The organism is Halorubrum vacuolatum (assembly GCF_900188065.1).
Lineage (GTDB): Archaea > Halobacteriota > Halobacteria > Halobacteriales > Haloferacaceae > Halorubrum > Halorubrum vacuolatum.
Genome location: NZ_FZNQ01000010.1, coordinates 26,077 through 44,419 on the forward strand (window position 1 = coordinate 26,077; position 18,343 = coordinate 44,419).

At 67.3% G+C, this 18,343-nt stretch carries 17 protein-coding genes; 8 read left to right on the forward strand and 9 right to left on the reverse strand.

The window, feature by feature from the left end; all coding sequences use genetic code 11:
- Window positions 1-24: 24 nt before the first annotated feature.
- Window positions 25-885 carry a hypothetical protein gene (locus CHB65_RS10320; protein WP_089385062.1) on the reverse strand — a complete coding sequence of 287 codons (861 nt, stop codon included), beginning with the start codon at window positions 883-885 and terminating at the stop codon, window positions 25-27.
- Window positions 886-1,065: 180 nt separating this feature from the next.
- Between CHB65_RS10320 and CHB65_RS10325 the strand changes: the two genes are divergently transcribed.
- The gene (locus tag CHB65_RS10325; RefSeq protein ID WP_089384992.1) at window positions 1,066-1,275 is read left to right on the forward strand and encodes a hypothetical protein; all 210 of its coding nucleotides are present in this window, start codon (window positions 1,066-1,068) and stop codon (window positions 1,273-1,275) included.
- 349 nt (window positions 1,276-1,624) lie between these two features.
- On the opposite strand, the gene CHB65_RS10330 is transcribed toward CHB65_RS10325, so the two are convergent.
- On the reverse strand, window positions 1,625-1,882 hold the full coding sequence (locus tag CHB65_RS10330; protein ID WP_089384993.1) for a hypothetical protein: 258 nt from the start codon (window positions 1,880-1,882) through the stop codon (window positions 1,625-1,627).
- A 174-nt stretch (window positions 1,883-2,056) separates the two neighbouring features.
- On the opposite strand from CHB65_RS10330, the gene CHB65_RS10340 reads away from it, so the two are divergent.
- Window positions 2,057-2,908 carry an inositol monophosphatase family protein gene (locus CHB65_RS10340; RefSeq protein WP_089384995.1) on the forward strand — a complete coding sequence of 284 codons (852 nt, stop codon included), beginning with the start codon at window positions 2,057-2,059 and terminating at the stop codon, window positions 2,906-2,908.
- 30 nt (window positions 2,909-2,938) lie between these two features.
- Here the strand turns inward: CHB65_RS10340 and CHB65_RS10345 are convergent, their stop codons facing one another.
- A complete protein-coding gene (locus tag CHB65_RS10345; protein WP_089384996.1) occupies window positions 2,939-3,679 on the reverse strand; it encodes an SDR family oxidoreductase in 741 nt (246 codons plus the stop codon).
- 123 nt (window positions 3,680-3,802) lie between these two features.
- Here CHB65_RS10345 and CHB65_RS10350 point away from each other — a divergent pair, with 123 nt between their 5' ends.
- From CHB65_RS10350 to eutC, 6 genes are all read left to right on the forward strand, one after another.
- On the forward strand, window positions 3,803-5,329 hold the full coding sequence (locus tag CHB65_RS10350) for an amidase (RefSeq protein ID WP_089384997.1): 1,527 nt from the start codon (window positions 3,803-3,805) through the stop codon (window positions 5,327-5,329).
- 79 nt (window positions 5,330-5,408) lie between these two features.
- The gene (locus CHB65_RS10355) at window positions 5,409-6,980 is read left to right on the forward strand and encodes a phytoene desaturase family protein (RefSeq protein ID WP_089384998.1); all 1,572 of its coding nucleotides are present in this window, start codon (window positions 5,409-5,411) and stop codon (window positions 6,978-6,980) included.
- Entirely contained in the window at window positions 6,977-7,918 is a 942-nt protein-coding gene (locus tag CHB65_RS10360; protein WP_281251562.1) for a prenyltransferase, read from the forward strand. Before CHB65_RS10355 ends, CHB65_RS10360 begins: the two co-directional genes overlap by 4 nt.
- Window positions 7,915-8,919, forward strand: coding sequence for a bisanhydrobacterioruberin hydratase (gene cruF, locus CHB65_RS10365; protein ID WP_089384999.1), 1,005 nt, complete (start codon window positions 7,915-7,917; stop codon window positions 8,917-8,919). Before CHB65_RS10360 ends, cruF begins: the two co-directional genes overlap by 4 nt.
- Window positions 8,920-9,042: 123 nt before the next feature.
- Entirely contained in the window at window positions 9,043-10,404 is a 1,362-nt protein-coding gene (locus CHB65_RS10370; RefSeq protein ID WP_089385000.1) for an ethanolamine ammonia-lyase subunit EutB, read from the forward strand.
- A 163-nt stretch (window positions 10,405-10,567) separates the two neighbouring features.
- Window positions 10,568-11,347, forward strand: a complete 780-nt coding sequence (gene eutC / locus CHB65_RS10375; protein WP_245809952.1) for an ethanolamine ammonia-lyase subunit EutC — start codon at window positions 10,568-10,570, stop codon at window positions 11,345-11,347.
- On the opposite strand, the gene CHB65_RS10380 is transcribed toward eutC, so the two are convergent.
- The 6 genes from CHB65_RS10380 to CHB65_RS10405 all read right to left on the reverse strand — a co-directional run bounded on the left by CHB65_RS10380 (window position 11,338) and on the right by CHB65_RS10405 (window position 18,276).
- Window positions 11,338-12,891 (reverse strand): ethanolamine ammonia-lyase reactivating factor EutA, encoded by a 1,554-nt coding sequence (locus tag CHB65_RS10380; protein WP_089385064.1) that lies wholly within the window; start codon window positions 12,889-12,891, stop codon window positions 11,338-11,340. The two genes, eutC and CHB65_RS10380, sit on opposite strands and share 10 nt — an antisense overlap.
- Before the next feature lie 142 nt (window positions 12,892-13,033).
- A complete protein-coding gene (locus tag CHB65_RS10385) occupies window positions 13,034-13,777 on the reverse strand; it encodes a helix-turn-helix domain-containing protein (protein ID WP_089385002.1) in 744 nt (247 codons plus the stop codon).
- Between the two features lie 388 nt (window positions 13,778-14,165).
- Window positions 14,166-14,786: an HAD family hydrolase gene (locus CHB65_RS10390; RefSeq protein ID WP_089385003.1), complete on the reverse strand. Its 621-nt coding sequence runs from the start codon at window positions 14,784-14,786 to the stop codon at window positions 14,166-14,168.
- The gene (locus tag CHB65_RS10395; protein WP_089385004.1) at window positions 14,783-15,937 is read right to left on the reverse strand and encodes an acyl-CoA dehydrogenase family protein; all 1,155 of its coding nucleotides are present in this window, start codon (window positions 15,935-15,937) and stop codon (window positions 14,783-14,785) included. Before CHB65_RS10395 ends, CHB65_RS10390 begins: the two co-directional genes overlap by 4 nt.
- A gap of 93 nt (window positions 15,938-16,030) precedes the next feature.
- Window positions 16,031-17,011, reverse strand: coding sequence for an AIR synthase family protein (locus CHB65_RS10400; RefSeq protein WP_089385005.1), 981 nt, complete (start codon window positions 17,009-17,011; stop codon window positions 16,031-16,033).
- Window positions 17,008-18,276 (reverse strand): alanyl-tRNA editing protein, encoded by a 1,269-nt coding sequence (locus CHB65_RS10405; protein ID WP_089385006.1) that lies wholly within the window; start codon window positions 18,274-18,276, stop codon window positions 17,008-17,010. Before CHB65_RS10405 ends, CHB65_RS10400 begins: the two co-directional genes overlap by 4 nt.
- Window positions 18,277-18,343: the final 67 nt, after the last annotated feature.

The window sequence follows — 18,343 nt, forward strand, 5'->3', positions numbered from 1 at the left end:
TATTAACCCGCCCGCTCCCCCGACTCAATACCGCCCGCTGAACACCCGCGCTTCACAGTCCGGACAGTCCACGCTGACGCCGACGACCTGCGCTGAACAGCAGGTCTCACGGACGTTTTCGACCGGTTCGAGGGTCGCCTCACAGCTCGGACATCGTTCGAGGAACGCCCGCATCGACGCGATCAGCTGGGTCCGCCCAGCATCCCCGATCGACTCCCACGCCGGCAGCCACTCGTCGAGCGTCGGCTCGACCGCCAGGTCCGTATAAAAAGCGGCAGCCGAATCCCACGCCCCGACGGGCGTTCCGTCATACCTGACGGTAAACCGTGGGCCATCGTCATCGAACGCCAGCAACTCGGGATCGACCTCCAGGAGCGCGCCGAGGTGGATGACGGCGGACGACTCGTCGTCGCGCAGCCGCCGAATGCGTCGCCACCAGACCGACCGGAACCCCTCGGTGAGACAGAGGTCGTCGACCCCGTCACACTCCTCGACGACGCCCGCCGCTTTGAGCTGTGTCTCCGGGTCGATCGCGTCGGGATCGGAATCCGGAGGGGGCCGTGTCGAGTCCGGTTCACCGCCGACGCGATCCTGTTCGATGACCCCGGCCGCATCCGGCGGCTCCTTTCCGAAGCGTCGCAACAACCACGGCGGCATATATCGCTTCGTCAGCTCCGGCGTCCCGGGGATCAGGTAGCCCCGCAAGTAGATCGCCGCGAGGGAGAGACCGAACACGATCGCGCCGATAATTGGGTTGATAAAGGCGACACCGACCGCGAGGACCACCGCGATGCCCACGTTGAGAACGGTACACGGGAGACACCGGTTCTCCCCCGTATACTCCGGTTGCGTGAGTCTGCCGATCGATCCACCGATACCCGACATGAACCCGTATAACGACGCCAGCATCTAAGTATTGAGTTCCGTACGCCAGTTTTCGGTGTCGGTGATCGGTCCTCGTCGCCGATCCCATCGAATGAGAACGGCGGCTTCCCGGATCACGAGGGGCCCTCAACCCGCATCGTGGACTCATTACTTTCGACGCCGGGTCTCCTCGTACGTCGTATGCGACCACCCCGCACGACGACCCTCTTCGCCGCCCTCGCCGTGGCGATCCTCCTCCTCGCGGCGCTCACGTTCGCGCCCGGCGTCGAGGTCCCCGAGGACTTCGCGCCGCCGATGGAGACCGCGGGGCTCGTGAACGCCCTCGGCGTGCTCTCGCTCGTGGCGATCGTCGTCCTCACGCTCCTGCTGTTACGTCGGATGCCGCGGTAGCGACCGAGTGGGGCGGGTCGAGTTCGATCACGTGCCGAACGGGAGTATGCAGACGATCATATGATCGTCTGCATAATGGATGACCAAGACTCCTCGCGAATCCCGAGACGGTAGCGTCGATGGTCCGATAGCGCGGCGACGATCGCCGCAGTACCTATGCGGTATTTTCCCGCAGCGGCTTCACTGACGAACTCGTCGACATCGCTCGGAAGCGGTCGGACGTCCACTTATATACGCCCGCGGACCTCGATGAGGCGTTTCGGTCACGCTGAGTTTCCCGCTCCTCATGGTCACCGCTCATCGCTCGAAGAACGGACTACCAACGACACACCGCCGAAACCCCGCCGACCTACTCGCCGCCGTCGGTGTAGGCGAACCCGTCGAGCACGCGGTCGGCGACGTCGTTCGCCTCCGCCGGGGAGGGCCGCTCGCCGTCGACGACGCGGGTCGTCAGGTCGCCCGCGACCGCATAGACCGCCGTCCCGTCCGCCCGTTCGGCGACCCGCTCGAAGGTGGGACGGTAGCCCGCGGCGCTCCGGTGACCCTCCTCATCAAGCGTGGCGTCGATAACGTACTCGAGCTGACGGACGGCTTCTTCTGGTTCCATGGAGGTAGCTATCGGCCGTTCACCCTTAAAGGTACTCGAATTCGGAAGCGAGTTAAATTCGACGCGGCCCGGCGATCGGTTCCGGATCCGACAGCGCGCCAAGAGGGACTCGGGGCCGCCCCGCGCCGCGGCGTGGATCGACGCGTATACCGGGCCGGAGGACCGATCCGAGCCATGACCGATCGTGAGTCCCCGAACGCATCCAGCCCGTCGTCACCGCCGACCGTCGGACGCGACGAAGCGTCCCGTGTCGCCGTCGCGGAGGCCGCGGCCCACGCCGGCGCGCGCGTCGCCCACGATCAGTTCCAAAGCGGCATCGACGTGGAACAAAAGGGCGAACTCGACGTCGTCACCGAGGCCGACCGTGCCGCCCAGCGCGCCGTCATCGCGCGGATCCGCGAGTCCTTCCCGGACGACGCCGTCGTCGGCGAGGAGGAGGACGAACGCAAGACGGTTCCGCCAACCGGCCCCGCGTGGGTCGTCGACCCGATCGACGGTACGCACAACTACGTCCGCGGCATCCGCACGTGGGCGACCGCGGTCGCAGCCGTCATCGACGGCGAACCCGTCGCCGCCGCCATCGTCTGTCCCGCCCTCGGCGACGTCTACCTCGCGGACGAGGAGGACGCCTCTCGTAACGGCGAGCCGATCGCGGTGAGCGGGATGACCGATCCGCGGAAGGCGACGGTCGACCCGACGATCTGGTGGGACTTCGATTCCCGCGACGAGTATGCCCGCGCCTGTGAGGCGATCGTCACCCGCTTCGGCGACATGCGCCGGTTCGGCTCCGCACAGGTCGTGCTCCCGCTGGTCGCCGCCGGCGGGCTGGAGGCGACGATCACCAACGTCGCGGTCAACCCGTGGGACAGCGTCGCCGGCGTCCACGTCGTGCGAAACGCGGGCGGGAAGGTAACCGACCTCGACGGCGACCGCTGGCGACACGACTCGATCGGACTGGTCGCCTCGAACGGCCACCTCCACGAGGAGGCGCTCGCGGCCGCCCGCGAGATCGGAGACGGCGGCTAGGTCGCCTTCACTCCGTCCACCCCTTCCCGACTATCGCGTCGCTTTCTTCCACTCGCGGAGCCCGAGCCGAGCGCCGTTCAGCTCCTCTGCGGGGGCCTCGGTGGCCGCCCAGACGAAAAGCGGCGCGACGCTCTCGGGATCACGCGCACGCTCCATCCCCGTGAGGTCGGTCGCGACGAGGCCCGGATCCACAACGCCGACGGCCTGCTCGACGTCGGCGGCGAAACCACGGGCGACCGCCTCGGCGGCGGCCTTCGAGACCGCATACGCGCCCATCCCCGGCTTCGACTCCGCGGCGACCGACCCCGACGGGACGATCATTCGGCCGTCGTCCGCGAGGTGTGGAAGGGCCTCGCGAAGCGTCGAGAACACCCCGCGCGCGTTCGTCCGCATCGTGTCGTCATAGCGGGCGTAGGACGTCTCGTCGCTAGGGTTCTCGCCGGGCACGCCGTGAAAGACGGCGGCGTTCGCGAACACGACGTCGATGGGGCCGTGCTCCTTGGCGACCCGCTCGAAGAACCGTTCGAGGTCGTACTCGTCGCGAACGTCGGCGCGCATCCCCCATGCCCGGCCGCTGGTCCCGTCGCCGCTCTCGTCTGCGTCGTCCACGTCTCCGTCGCCCGCTGCGTCGTTCAACGCGGCGACCGTCTCCTCGACCGCGTCGCCGTCGCGTCCGGAGACGGCGACGAAGGCGCCGGCCTCGACGAACGCCGCCGCCACCGCCCGTCCGATCCCGCGCGTCGCACCCGTGACCGCCACCGTGAGGTCCATTACTGATCCCGGTTTGGGGCGACACCGACTTAGGCGTATCCGCCGGTCCGGATCAGACGATCCGCCCGCTCCGCATCGCCGGGACGGAAACGTTGAACTCCCGTGCCCCGCAGTCTCTTTGGCATGACGAACGACGCCGACGGGAACGACGTGCCGGCCGGGGACGACGGCTTCGACCCGGTGGAGGCGACCATCGGGGAGATCCACGGGGCGTTCGCCGCGGGCACGCTCACCGCGACGGCGCTCGTCGAGACGACCCTCGATCGGATCGACCGATACGACGCTGACCTCGCCGCATATATCCACGTCAACGAGCACGCCCGCGACCGGGCCCGCGACCTCGACGATCGATACGCGGAAAGTGGCCTCACGGGGCCGCTCCATGGGATCCCGGTCGCCGTCAAGGACAACCATGATACGGCCGACATGCCGACGAGCGTGGGATCGGCGGCGCTCGCCGAGGTCGTTCCACCCCGCGATGCGACCGTCATCAGCCGCCTGCGCGACGCGGGAGCGATCGTGATCGGAAAAACGAACCTGCAGGAGCTCTCCTTCGGCACGGACACGATCAGCTCCGCCCGGGGGGCGACGCGAAACCCCTACGACACCGACCGCCGGCCCTCGGGCTCAAGCGGCGGTACGGCGGTCGCGGTCGCGGCCACCCTCGCGACGGTCGGAACGGGAACCGACACCTGCTCGTCGGTCCGCTCGCCGCCGGCGTTCACGAACCTCGTCGGCGTCCGTCCCACCATGGGGCTCGTCAGCCGGACGGGGATCGCCCCGCTCTCGCTCACCCAGGACACCGCCGGCCCGATCGCGAGAACGGTCACGGACGCCGCACGCACGCTGGAGGCCATGGTCGGCTATGACCCCGAGGACCCGCTCACCGCCCGCGGGGTCGGGAACGTCCCCGAACGTGGCTATGCGGCGGCCCTTGACCCCGACGCCCTCGACGGCGCGCGGATCGGCGTCGTCCGGAAGTGGTTCGAGCCGACCGATCCCGGGAACGTGCCGAAGGGGGCCGCCGAAGGGATCGCCGAGACGCTCGACGCCGCGCTGGAGGCGATGGCGGACGCGGGTGCGACACTTGTGGACCCGGTCGACGTCGTCGATGACGATGAACTCGACGCGGCGCGGGTCGTCGGCTTCGAGTTCATGCGTGATGTCGACCGCTATCTGGACGAACTGGGCGAGACCACGCCCGTTGACTCGCTCGAAGCGCTCGTCGAGACGGGCACGATGGCCGACAGCATCGAGAGACGGATCCGCGACGGGGGGATCCTCTCGGTCGACGTCGACGGCCTCGATACCGATCCGGACTATCTCCGCGCGCTCGCCCTCCGTGAGCGGCTTCGGACGGAGACGATCGATCGGCTCGTCCGCGACGACCTCGATGCGGTCGTCTATCCGCCGGCGACCGTTCCCCCGGTTCGGATACCCGACCTCCAGCCGTTCGAGGAGATGCGCTGTCAGCTCTCGGCACATACCGGGTTGCCGGCGGTCGTCGTGCAGGCCGGGTTCACCGACGACGGCCTTCCCGTGGGGATCGAGTTGCTGGGTCGCCCGTTCGATGAACGTCGGCTGCTCGCACTCGCGTTCGCGTATGAAGCGAAAACGGACCATCGACGGCCGCCCGACGCGTTTTCGTGAGCCGCCGTTGATCGACCTCCGCCGTTCGGACGCGGTCGTCCCGCCGGCATTTATATTCATGCTCCCCTACCGATCATCTATGGATACGGCCCCGGACTTCGACGCCGTGGCCGGCGAATCCGTCGTGGTTATCGGCGGCGGATTCGGCGGCCTCTCGACGGCCTGTTACCTCGCCGACGCCGGCGCGGACGTCACCCTCCTCGAAAAGAACGAACAGCTTGGCGGGCGCGCGAGCACCCTCGAAACGGACGGCTTCCGCTTCGATATGGGTCCCTCGTGGTACCTCATGCCCGACGTCTTCGAGCGCTTCTTCGGTCACTTCGGCCGCTCCCCCGACGACTACTACACGCTCTCGCGGCTCGATCCGCACTACCGCATCTTCTGGAAGGACGGCGACCAAGTCGACCTCGTTCCCGACCTCGACACGAATCGCGAGCTGTTCGAGTCCTACGAACCGGGGGCGGGCGACGCGCTCGATGCGTACCTCGCGGAGTCGAAACGGACCTACGAGATCGGGATGGAACACTTCGTCTACGAGGACCGACCCCGCCTTCGCGATTACGTCGACCGCGACGTCCTCCGGTACTCGTGGGGGCTCTCGCTGCTCGGGAAAATGCAGGGACACGTCGAGGACTACTTCGAACACCCCAAACTCCAGCAGATCATGCAGTACACGCTGGTCTTTCTCGGCGGATCGCCGACGAACACGCCGGCGTTATACAACCTGATGAGCCACGTCGATTTCAACATGGGCGTCTACTATCCCGACGGCGGCATCGGGGCGGTCGTCGACGGCATCGTCGAACTCGGCGAGGAACTCGGGGTCGAGTTCGTCACCGACGCCGAGGTCGTCGGCATCGAGGGCCGACGCGGCGCGTTCGCGGTCGACGTCGCGGGCGGCCCCGGCGGCGTCGTCGGCGGCGCACCCGGCGAGGCGGCGGTCGCCGATGTCTCCGCCGACGGTGGCGCAACCACCCGCTACCTCGCCGACCTCGTCGTCTCGAACGCCGACTACGTCCACACTGAACAGGCGCTGCTCCCGCCGAAGAAGCGGCAGTACACCGAGGAATACTGGGAGTCACGGACCTATGCACCGTCGGCGTTCCTGCTGTATCTCGGCGTCGAGGGCGACGTCGACGCGCTCGAACACCACACCCTGGTGCTGCCACCGAATTGGGACCCCCACTTCGCACAGATCTTCGATGACCCCGAGTGGCCGGACGACCCCGCCTACTACCTCTGTGTGCCCTCGAAGACCGACGAGACGGTCGCCCCCGAGGGGCACAGCAACCTCTTCGCGCTCGTCCCGATCGCGCCCGGGCTGGAGGACACCCCCGAGATCCGCGCGGAGTACCGCGACCTCGTCCTCGATGACATCGCCGAGCACACGGGAACCGACCTTCGCGACCGGATCGTCTTCGAAAAGACGTTCTGTGTCGAGGACTTCGCCGACCGATACAACAGCTATCAGGGCTCGGCGCTCGGGCTCGCCCATACGCTTCGACAGACCTCGCTGTTCCGTCCGCCGCACGCCTCCGAGGCCGTCGACGGCCTGTACTTTACGGGATCGACGACCACGCCCGGGATCGGCGTCCCGATGTGTCTCATCAGCGGCGAGATCACCGCCGAACGCGTCGCCGAAACGTCGTGAGTGAACCCGTGATCGGGACCGGAGCCGACCCATCGGATGGGCACGGAGACGGAGGGTACGGCGAGCATCGCGGCTCCACGGGGCTCCGCGAGCGCCTTCGGTATCTGATCGTCCTCTCGCGCCCGCGGTTTTGGCTCTACCTCGCGGGCCCGGTCGCCGTCGGGGTCACCTACGGGATCGCGGACGTCTCCGGGCTATTCACGGCGACGACGGTGGCACTCGCGCTGTATTTCCTCGTCCCGGCGAACGTCCTCCTGTATGGCGTCAACGACATCTACGACGCGGATATCGACGCGTTGAACCCGAAGAAGGCCGGCGATAGAGAGGAGCGGTGGCACGGCGACCGATTCGTCCTTCTCGCCGTCGTCGCCACCGGCGCGCTCGGTCTCGCCACCTTCGCCATCACGCCGACGGTTGCGTGGCCATACCTCGTCGGGTTCTTCATCCTCGCGGTCGGTTATAGCGCCCCGCCGTTACGGTTTAAAACGACCCCGTTCGCGGACTCCGTCTCGAACGGGCTGTATATCCTCCCCGGCGCGGCGGCGTATGCGACCGTCGCCGGGACACATCCACCGGTCGCCGCGATCGTCGGCGCGTGGCTGTGGACGATGGGGATGCACACCTTCTCGGCGATTCCGGACATCGAGCCGGACCGAACGGCGGGGATCCGGACGACCGCGACCGTCCTCGGCGAGTCGCGGACGTACGGCTACTGTCTCGTCGTGTGGCTCGGCGCCGCCCTCGCGTTCGCGGCCGTCGACGTTCGCCTCGGCGCGTTACTCGCGATCTACCCCGTCTTCGTCGCGTGGGTCGCGCGCTCGTCCATCGATGTCGCACGCGCTTACTGGTGGTTCCCGGCGGTGAACACCGTCGTCGGCACGCTGCTCGCGATGGGCGGGCTCTGGCGTGTCTACCCGCTCTGGGAGGTGATCGGATGACGGACGCGGAGGCCGGGGGAACGACCGGCAAGAGCCAGGGGACAACCGGCAAGAGCCAGGGGACAACCGGCAAGAGCCAGGGGACAACCGGCAAGAGTCAAGGAGCAACCGGCAAGAGTCAAGGAGCAACCGGCGGGGCCGACGACGCGACCGGGGAGACGGAGACGCTTCTCGACCGACTGCCGGAGACCCGAGGGGAGCTGCAGACGCTCCTCGATCGGATCGTCCGGGAGAACCGGTTCACCATCGCCGTGGTATTCCCGGCGGTCGGCGCGGTGACCCTCGTCGCCAGCGCGGAGGGGTGGCTGCCCGATCCGCTCGCGTTCAACCCGTGGTTCGTCCTCTTCGGCGTCCTCGTGATGCGCTCGCCGCTCATCGTCGGCGTCCTGCCGCTTTTCACCCGGCGGGCGGTCGGCTGGGTCGGCGTGTTGGTCGCGTACACGTACTTCATCGAACACCTCGGCGTGCGGACGGGGTGGCCCTACGGGACCTTCGAGTACACGATCAGCCTCGGACCGATGCTCGGCGGCGTGCCGCTGGCGCTGCCCGTCTTTTTCATCCCGCTCGTGATGAACGCCTACCTGCTCTGTCTCCTGCTTTTGGGGTCGCGGGCGGCGAACGGGTGGATACGGCTGCTCGTCGTGATCCCCGCGGTCGTGACGATGGACGTCGTGCTCGATCCCGGGGCGGTCGCGCTTGGCTTCTGGGATTTCGGCGGCGGAGCGTTCTACGACGTGCCGCTTTCGAACTACGCGGGGTGGGTGCTCTCGGCGACGGTCGCGGTGATCACCCTCGATCGCGCCTTCGATCGCATCGGGCTCCGCGAGCGGTTGGAGAACTGCGAGTTTATCCTCGATGACATGGTCAGTTTCGTCATCCTCTGGGGGGCGATCAACGTCTGGTTCGGCAACCTCGTGCCCGCGGTCGTCGCGCTCCTGATCGGGATCGGACTCGTTCGCACGGATCGGTTCGACTCGGCGCTTTTGAACCCACGCCGGTGAGGATCGCACGCTGCCAGCTTTTCACCCGTGGTATCCAACTGACCTTTCTCCTCATAAACTACTGTTTGGTAACTATTAGCAAACATTCAATCACCTGCCCGTTCCATCACCGAGGGAAGCCGCATGTCCACACCTATCACGGACGCGGAGCCACCTCACCGGTTCGACTCCATCAGGGAGGTGCTGGCGAAAGCCAGCGAGGAGAAGACCGGGGACCAACTGGCGGGGGTCGCCGCGGATTCGGAGGCCGAACGGGTCGCCGCCAAGCGTGCGCTCAGCGCCACCACGCTCGAAACGCTTCGGGAACATCCCGTCGTGCCGTACGAGGACGACGAAGTCACGCGGGTCATTCAGGACGCGGTTCGCGAGCCGGTGTATGACCGAATCGGCGACTGGACCGTCGCTGATCTCCGGGAGTTCCTCGTCGACGAGCGGACGACGGAGCGCGATATCCGCGCGATCCGCCCCGGGCTCACGAGCGAGATGATCGCCGCCGTCACGAAGATCATGTCGAACATGGATCTCGTGTTGGCCACCTCGAAGATGGAGGTGACCGCGCGCTGTAACGGCACGGTCGGCGGCGAGGGGACCCTCGCCTTCCGACTCCAGCCGAACGATCCCGCCGACGACGTCGAACACATCATCGACGCGACCCGGGAGGGGCTCGCGTACGGCGTCGGCGACGCGGTGATCGGGGTCAACCCCGTCGAGGACGGCGTCGGGACGGTGACCGATATCCTCGAGGCGACCCACGAGTTCATCGAGGAGTGGGGGGTTCCCACACAGAACTGCTGTCTCGCCCACGTGACGACCCAGATGGAGGCCATCCGTGAGGGTGCGCCGGCCGACCTCGTCTTTCAAAGCCTCGCGGGAACGGCGGCCGGCAACGACGAGTTCGGCGTCGACGTCGACCTGCTCGATACGGCCCACGACCTCGCGAAGCGCCGCTGCACCTCAAGTGGCCCAAACGTCATGTACTTCGAGACCGGGCAGGGCGCGGAGCTGTCCGGCGACGCCCACGAGGGGGTCGATCAGCTCACGCTCGAGGCGCGGTGTTACGGGCTCGCCAAGCGCTATGATCCCTTCCTCGTCAACACGGTCGTCGGGTTCATCGGCCCGGAATATCTCTACGACGGCCGGCAGGTGATCCGTGCCGGCCTCGAGGACGTGTTTATGGGCCAACTCCACGGCATCTCGATGGGGATCGACGCCTGCTACACGAACCACATCCAGGCCGATCAGAACGACATCGAGAACCTCGCGGTCCTGCTCGCGGCCGCCGGGGCGAACTTCTTCATCACCGTCCCGATGGGCGATGACGTGATGTTGAACTACCAATCGAACAGCTACCACGACGCCGCCGCCCTCCGACAGATATTCGATCTCGATCCGGCCCCCGAGTTCCACGAGTGGCTCGAACGGATGGGGGTCTGGCGTGACGGAAAGCTCACGGCACAGGCCGGCGATCCGACGATCTTCACCTGACCGACCAACCACGGTTCCATTCATGCACACACCAGACACTGATCGCACTGACACGAATCGAACGGACCGGACAAACCGAACGGAACGGACGGACCGAACGGAACGGACGGACCGGACGGATCGATCGAACCGAACAGCAACCCATGCGGGAGGATCCGGACCGGTGGCCCTCCCCGACGGTGGCACCGATCGGGAGCCGCCGAGCGGGATCCGGTCCCCGCGGGACGCCGATGCACTCGAACGGCTGATCGAACGGAACCCATCACGGCTCGGCGTCGGACGCGCAGGGCCGCGACCGACGACGGAGACCCTGCTGCGCTTCCGGCAGGATCACGGCCTCGCCCGCGACGCCGTCTTGACGATGGTCGATCCGGCGCTCATCGACGATCTCGACCTCGTGACGGTTCGGACCCTCGTCACGGAGAAGGACGAGTATCTCGCCCGACCGGATCTCGGTCGAGAGATCTCCGAAGAGACCGCGACATCCCTTCGCGAGCAGTGTCGGGTCGGCCCCCAGATACAGGTGATCGCCAGCGACGGGCTCAGCTCCACGGCCATCGAGACGAACCTCCCCGACCTGCTTCCTGCCCTCATGGACGGGTTGGCGGCTCACGACCTCGACGTCGGTACCCCGATCTTCGTCGAATTCGGTCGCGTCGACGTGATGGACGCGATCGGCGAGGAGCTCGAGGCCGACTGTTGTGTCATCCTCATCGGTGAGCGGCCCGGACTCGGTTCCGCGGATAGCCTGAGCGCGTACATGGTGTATGGCCCGGAACGCGGCGCGCCCACCGCGAAGAAGTCGGTGATCTCGAATATCCATGCGGGCGGGCTCCCGCCCGTCGAGGCCGGGGCGACGATCGCGGACCGGATCGCCGAAATGTGTGAACACCAGGCGAGTGGGCTCGAACTCACCGAGGACGACCGGGAGTTTCAGAAGTGACCTTCGCCGAACGCCAGCGTCTTCGTGACGACCGGCACCGCGTCACGGCCGGCGAGCGGCTCACCGATGTCAAGCCGGTCGTCCGCCGTCAGCTCCAACTCGTCGATGACGAGATACGGGGCGTCCAATCGCCCGTGTAGCGCCTGTCCGAGCGCCTTCGCACAGTTCTGTCGCGTCACGATGACCAGCGGGAGGGTGGTCGGATATCCCGTCGCGGCGAGGGCGTGTGCCAACGCGTCCGCGACTCGCTGCAGGGTCCCGTAGGTGAGTGATCCGATTTCTCCGATATAGAGACCGAGTGCATCGGGGGCCGTATCGCCATCGGCCTGCTCGGCATCGAGGCCGTACAGGTCCGTGGCGGTCGCAAGCGCCTGGAGAAATTTCGAAGTCGGCGTATCGGGGTCCGACGATTCCGGGCCGTCGGCCACGGAGCCGACCACAACGATCGGCACGTCACGGAGGGGAAGCAGCGACGGATCGAGCCAGATGGTCCGTCCGCTGAACGTCGTCGCCTCGGTTCCCACGCCGACGACCGTCGCCCGGAGGTCCTCATCGAGCGCGATCAGGTCCACGTCGGGGAGCCGCTCCGCAAGCGCGGTCCGAAGCTCGGCCGCGAGGAGCGGACCGAGGTCGCCGTGACGGAAGGGATCCACATTCGCATCCGCGTTGTCCGCATCCGCGTTCAGGGAGTGCTCGTTCATGATGGCTCCGACGCCACCCGTGACGACGACGGCGTCGAGATCGATCCGTGCGGATGGCCGCTCACCGATCAGGAGTGCCTCGGTACGGAGGTCGAACGGCGGCCCGGCGAGGAGGTCGGCGATCAGCTGCGCCGCGTTCCGTGCGACGGGACGGAGGGCCCCGTCGCTCGCCTCGTCGCCGATGGCGAGGTCGAGCCCGCTGGAGCGATCGAGCCCGTTGGAGCTATCGAGCCCGTTGGACGCGATCAGTTCCGTCACCTGTGGAGCGATCGCACTGATCCTGGCGTCGGTCACACGGACCAGGCGTGCGCCGACATCGAGACACCGCGTCTCCACCACGCGATCGCCTTCGAAGATCGCGACGTTCGTCGTCCCGCCACCGACGTCGACGTTCGCGACCGTCTCGCCGGTCTCCGCCGCCCGAGTCGCCGCTCCCGATCCCCGTCCCGCGAGTACCGCCTCGAACGACGCGCCGGCGGCGGCGGCGACGAAGTCGCCTGCATCCGCCGCGATCCGGTGGACGAGCCGCTCCGCATTCTCGCGTTTTGCGGCCTCGCCGGTCACGATGACCGCACCGGTGTCGATGTCGGCGGGTGAGCGATCCACGGCGGCGAGCGCCGTCTCGACGACGGCCGCGACGGCGACGACGTCCACGGTCTCCGGGTCGACGAGCGGCGTCTCGACGATCGGGCTGCGATGGATGACCGCACGCTCCCGGATCTCCGGCCGGAGCGCTGCGTCGCTCGCTGGTGGGTTCGACACCCGCAGTCGACTCACGACGACCTGCGTGGTCGTCGTCCCCACGTCTACCCCGACGCTCTCTACCCACTCATCCGGAGGCATACATCGGTCCTGTCGACGGCGACGAGGGTAGCCGTTTCTCCGGGTGACCTGTTCGAGTTCGAACACCGTGATGACCGGATCGGCCTCGTGACGGACGGATCGACGATCGGCGACAGATCGTGGACGCGTCGGTGTTCGACGATCATCCCCGTGTCGACATCCGCTCGATCGCCGGACCGAGAAGCTTCGCTTCCGATTTGCGGAGGTGTTCGAGCAGGGTCGTCTTCGAGATGCCGGCCTTCTCCGCGAGTTCTCTCGTCGTCACCTCCCGCGGCCACGAGTAGTAGCCGTGCTCGCAGGCGAGTTCGAACACCTCCCGTTGCCGTGGCGACAGCAGCGAGAGCCGTACCGGCTCGCTCGTGCTCGCGTTCGTCCGTGTCGTGATCTTGGTCACGGTGATCTCTGCATCCTGTGTTTCGGCCACCTTATCGAGCCGTTCGTGGAGCCTCTCACGGTCGGTGTCGCTGACGAACACCGACCAGTGCTCGATGCCGTCCGACACGCGCACCGGGCCGTCCTGGATGAATCCCCGGGAGGCGAGCGCATCGCTGATCGTATTGACCGGGTCGTACTCGACGAACAGCTCCCGCGTCGCGTAGCCGAGAAGCGATCCGGGATCCGTGTATCCGGTCCGACGCTGCATCACGACGACCGATTCGGTCAACGGCGAGGCGCGGGTCTCCTCGATCAACGATTCGATCTCGTCGATCGAGCTCCCATACACGGTGAAATGTCCCTTCACTCGGCCGTCGGTGGCGTTGTATACCGTGTGCGCCAACAGTCCACCCGGCGCCCCCATGGTCACCTCGAGCGTCCAGCAGTTCGGGTGCCATAGTTCGAGGGTCAGACGGGCCCCGCTCGATGCGGCCGTGCTGAGGGATCCCATACCACACAACGTTCCTGATTATGTATATACATGATCCCGACCATGGAAAGTACATCCCCCGTGAATCGAGTATCGGGGTGTGGATTTCCCCAAGAACGGGTGGGCCCCCGCCATCTGCCGCCCTCAGATCACTCCCGCTCCGTGCCCATCGCGCCGATCATCGCCATTAGGAAGCCGAACCGACTTCCCCACTGTGCACGCGCGGTCTTTGTTTCAGCGGTTGCCATGTGTGGCTCTATCACACGTGGTGTGAACCGATTGATAACAACCCCTCCGTCCATGGGAGGGGTTCCGCCGATCGATGGGTGATCTCCCCCCACCGACCGTTTCGAGTGTCACCTTTAGGGCGACCAAGCTCCGATCCACCTTTAGGGCGACCGAGCTCCGATCACTCTCCGCGTGCATCGTGTGCGGAAATAAAGGGTACGCCGGCACGCTCGGCGGTGATCGCGTCCCGTTCGGAGTCCCCGATGAAGACGGTACGTGCGGGATCGACACCGAGCGCGTCGATGGCGGCCAAAAGCGGCTCCGGGTCCGGCTTCCACGTCGATACCGTATCCCGTCCGACGACCGCATCCACCCCGCTCGCGAGGTCGTGTGTCTCCAACGCGATCCGGCAGGCGGCCTCGCAGTTGAGCGAGCAGACGGCGACCGGTGGTCCTTCGGTTCCCGACTCCCGGCCGGATTCGGACGGTGATTCGGATTCCGACGGTGATTCGGATTCCGACGGTCCTTCGAGGAGATCTGCGAGCGGTAGCCGGGTTGACCGTCGGGCACCCTCGCGCTCGTGGGCGGCGATCGCCTCCTCGACCGCCTCCGCGAGTCCATACTCGTCGGCGGCACCGAGCAACTCCCAGAGGTCGCTGCCGGGCGGTTTGACGGCGTGTTCGGCGTAGACGTCGATGACGTCCGCAGCCACCGCGTTCCAGTCGACCGCGAGGTGCACGAGAGTTCCATCGAGGTCGTAGACGACCGCGTCGTACGCAGCAGGGTCGAACGTCCCTGTCATTGCTCGTCCAGTACGCCCCGGGCGATGATCTCCTTTTGGATCTCGGTGGTTCCCTCGTAGATCTCCGTGATCTTCGCGTCCCGATAGAGCCGTTCGACGTCGAACTCGGTGACGTAGCCGTAGCCGCCGTGGATCTGGATCGCCTCGTTCGTGGTCGACATGGCCGCGTCGCTCGCGGCGTACTTCGCCCGTGCGGCGGCGACGCGTGCGTCCTCGCCCGCCTCCGTCAGGCGACAGGCCTCCCTGACGAGCAGCCTCGCGGCCTCGACCTCCGTCGACATCTCGGCGATCTTGTGGCGTATCGTCTGGATCTCCGCGATCGGCTGACCGAACTGCTCGCGCTCGTGTGCGTACTGCCGGGCGGCATCGAGGGCGGCGTCCGCGACGCCCACGGCCTGTGCGGCGATGCCGATCCGCCCGCCGGTCAGGATCCGAAACGCCGCCGAGAGCCCTTCGCCCTCCTCGGTGAGCCGGTTCGCCGCCGGGATCCGGCAGCCATCGAGGGTGATCTGCGTCGTATCGGAGGCGCGTAATCCGAGTTTCTCCTCCTTTCGACCGACCATGAAGCCGTCGACGTCCGTCGGGACGAGGAACTGCGTGATCGACCCGGCGTCGTCGGGGTCCGTTCGGGCGAAGACGATGGCGACGCCGGCGCGCGAGCCGTTGGTGATCCACTGTTTCGTGCCGTCGAGGACGTACTCGTCGCCCTCGCGCGTCGCCGTCGTCGACATTTCGGCGGGATTCGACCCCGCGTGTGGCTCCGAGAGGCAGAACGCGCCGACCGGACGGCCGTCGACCATCTCCGGCAGCCACCGCTCCTGCTGGTCCTCGTCGCCGAACGTCGCGATACAGGAGGTCGCGAGACAGTGAACCGAAAGCGCCGTGGCGACCGCGAGCGATCCGTACGCGAGCGCTTCGTTAACGACCGCGTACGTCGTCGCCTCGGCGTCGAACCCGCCGTACTGCTCCGGGATGGTCAGGCCCGTCAGGTCGAGTTCAGCGAGCGCGTCCCAGACGTCCTCCGGGAACGTCTCGGTCTCGTCGGCCTCCCGTGCGCCCGGGCGGATCTCCTCGACCGCGAACTCCCGAACGAGGTCCCGAATCGCCGACTCCTCGGCTGAAAGCGCCGATCCGACGCGTGCGCCAGTCATGGATGACGCTTCGATCCCACATGGAAAAAGATGTGCGATCGGGAGGGGTATCCCCCTGCTCCGGCGACGCCCCTGATCGGCTTCCCGTTTTGCTCACGCCCAGAGCGGATAGCACGCGTCGCGCGGTGCTTCGCGGATCGTCTCGCCGTCGAGCACCACGGTTCCCGGTTCCTCATCCTCTTTCGGGACCTGAACCTCCCCGATCACGGCTCCGTCGATGCCGGCCGACTTCAAGGCCTCCAGCGCCTCCTCGGCTCGCCCCTCGGGTACCGCCACGAGCAACGCGCCGGAGCCGAACGTCGCGAGCGGATCGACGTCCATCGCCGTACAGCAGGTCCGTGTCTCCGGTCGGATCGGGACGCGCTCGCGCTCGACCGAGAGGACGTGTCCGCCCGCGGCGGCCATCTCGACGAGCGCCGAGAGCAACCCGCCCTCGGTCGGATCGTGCATCGCGCTCGCAACATCCCTGAGGGCCCGGGCGTCCTCGATGACGCTCACCTCGTCGAGAAAGGCGGCCGCCGCATCGAGCGTCTCCGCCGAGACGCCGGCGTCGAGACAGGCCTCCCGAAAGTCGGTCGCGAGGATCGCCGTCGCCTCGATGGCCGCTCCCTTCGTCAAGAGGAGCCGGTCGCCGGACGATGCGCCACCCGTTCGGAGAAACCGCTCCGTCGTACCGAGCGCCGTCATCGAAAGCAGCGGCCGTTCCAACGCCGGCAACACCTCCGTGTGGCCGCCGACGATGGCCACCGACGCCTCCCGTGCTGCCCGGTCGACCTGTGTCGCGATCGTCTCCCGTGTCGTCCGGTCGTCGTCCGGCAGAAAGATCGTGTTCGTGAGCCACCGTGGATCCGCCCCGCTCGCGGCGACGTCGTTGCAGGCGACGTGTACGGCGAGCCGTCCGACCGCCTCCGCGGCCAACGAGAGCGGGTCCGTGCTGACGACGAGGGTTTGATCGCCCAGATCGATCGCGGCCGCGTCCTCGCCGTAGGCGGCACCCTGTATTACCGCCGGATCGTCGACGCCGGTCGCCGAAAGCAGGTCGCGCAGGGCTGCCGCGTCGATCTTTCCGGTCATTCTCGCTCCCGGAGCCAGTCGACGATCCCCTCCGGATCCGCATCGAGCCCGCCGCCCTGCGCGAACGTCGGCCCGCCACCGCCGCCGCCGCCGAACTCGTCCGTGACGGCGTCGACGACCGCCCCCGCCTCGATGTCCGCGGACGCCTCGGGGTCGGCGGCGACGACGACGAACGGGGCCGGACCGGGACCGACCGCGACGAGCGCATCCGCCGGTGCGTCCCCGCCATCCCCAACAACCGTCTCGGCCGGTTCCCGGAGGTCGTTCGGGTCCACTCCGTCCACGGTCCCCACCGCGACACGCGCGCCGTCGACGTCGGTCGTTTCGAACTCGCGGAGCCGAGACGTGAGCCGGGCGGCCGTCGCTTCCTGGAGTTCCGCCTCCAGCCGTTCGTTCTCCTCCCGTAAGCGATCGATGGACGAAACGAGCCCGTCGATGTCCGAGTTGACTACCTTCGCCGCGTTCAGGGCGGCGGCGTGGACGGCCGCGTCCCGGTCGATGGCGGTCGGCCCCACGGCGAACTCGACACGCGTCACTCCCTTCCCGGGGTTCGACCGGTCGAGCGTCTCGATCGTCCCGATCTCGGCGGTGTTTTCGACGTGAGTCCCGCCACAGGCGGCCACGTCCCAGCCCTCGACGGTGACGACGCGGACCCCCTCATCCGTTGTGCCCTCGCCCGTCGCTCCCTCGCCCGTCGCGCCCTCACCTTCGGCCATCGCCCCTTCCTCGGTCCGATCGTTGAACGCGATCCCCTCGATCGCGCGGGCCTCCGTGGCCGACATCGTCTCCCATCGCACCGAAAGCGAGTCCCAGACCGCGCGGTTCGCCAGTCGCTCCAACTCGACGAGGTCGTCGTCATCGAGCGGCTCCTCGGCGGTCAGGTCCACCCGCACCTTCTCCGGGGAGATGTCGAACCCGGCATACCCGAGTCCGTCACAGACCCGACGTGCCGCGCCGTAAAGCACGTGTGAAGCCGTGTGTGCCCGCATACAGTAGGTCCGAAAGTGATCGTCGATGACGCCGGCGACGCTGTCGCCGGTTACGACATCGGTCGGCTCCTCGGCGAGAACGTGGACGACCTCGCCGTCCCGTTCCTGCACGTCGTCGACGACGATCCCGGCGAGGGTCCCCCGGTCGGCCGGCTGGCCGCCCGATTCGGCATAAAAGTACGTGTCCTCGAGGACTATCTCGTGGCCGTCGACGCGCTCGACGGCGGCTTCGAACTGGCGAACGGTCGGTTCGGCGGGCGCGCGTGAAGCGGTCATATGTATTCGGGTGTCGCGCGGCGAGTAAATAGTTGGCCGCTGCGCTCGACTCGCTTACATATCGCTC

Bases quoted from the DNA above. Each gene is read 5' to 3' on its own strand.
- CHB65_RS10385 (WP_089385002.1), bottom strand. From the start codon at position 13,777: ATGGGATCCCTCAGCACGGCCGCATCGAGCGGGGCCCGTCTGACCCTC.
- cruF (WP_089384999.1), top strand. From the start codon at position 7,915: ATGACGGACGCGGAGGCCGGGGGAACGACCGGCAAGAGCCAGGGGACA.
- CHB65_RS10320 (WP_089385062.1), bottom strand. From the start codon at position 885: ATGTCGGGTATCGGTGGATCGATCGGCAGACTCACGCAACCGGAGTAT.
- CHB65_RS10325 (WP_089384992.1), top strand. From the start codon at position 1,066: ATGCGACCACCCCGCACGACGACCCTCTTCGCCGCCCTCGCCGTGGCG.
- CHB65_RS10350 (WP_089384997.1), top strand. From the start codon at position 3,803: ATGACGAACGACGCCGACGGGAACGACGTGCCGGCCGGGGACGACGGC.
- CHB65_RS10390 (WP_089385003.1), bottom strand. From the start codon at position 14,786: ATGACAGGGACGTTCGACCCTGCTGCGTACGACGCGGTCGTCTACGAC.
- CHB65_RS10400 (WP_089385005.1), bottom strand. From the start codon at position 17,011: ATGACCGGAAAGATCGACGCGGCAGCCCTGCGCGACCTGCTTTCGGCG.
- CHB65_RS10380 (WP_089385064.1), bottom strand. From the start codon at position 12,891: ATGCCTCCGGATGAGTGGGTAGAGAGCGTCGGGGTAGACGTGGGGACG.
- CHB65_RS10340 (WP_089384995.1), top strand. From the start codon at position 2,057: ATGACCGATCGTGAGTCCCCGAACGCATCCAGCCCGTCGTCACCGCCG.
- CHB65_RS10330 (WP_089384993.1), bottom strand. From the start codon at position 1,882: ATGGAACCAGAAGAAGCCGTCCGTCAGCTCGAGTACGTTATCGACGCC.
- CHB65_RS10395 (WP_089385004.1), bottom strand. From the start codon at position 15,937: ATGACTGGCGCACGCGTCGGATCGGCGCTTTCAGCCGAGGAGTCGGCG.
- CHB65_RS10370 (WP_089385000.1), top strand. From the start codon at position 9,043: ATGTCCACACCTATCACGGACGCGGAGCCACCTCACCGGTTCGACTCC.
- CHB65_RS10405 (WP_089385006.1), bottom strand. From the start codon at position 18,276: ATGACCGCTTCACGCGCGCCCGCCGAACCGACCGTTCGCCAGTTCGAA.
- CHB65_RS10355 (WP_089384998.1), top strand. From the start codon at position 5,409: ATGGATACGGCCCCGGACTTCGACGCCGTGGCCGGCGAATCCGTCGTG.
- CHB65_RS10345 (WP_089384996.1), bottom strand. From the start codon at position 3,679: ATGGACCTCACGGTGGCGGTCACGGGTGCGACGCGCGGGATCGGACGG.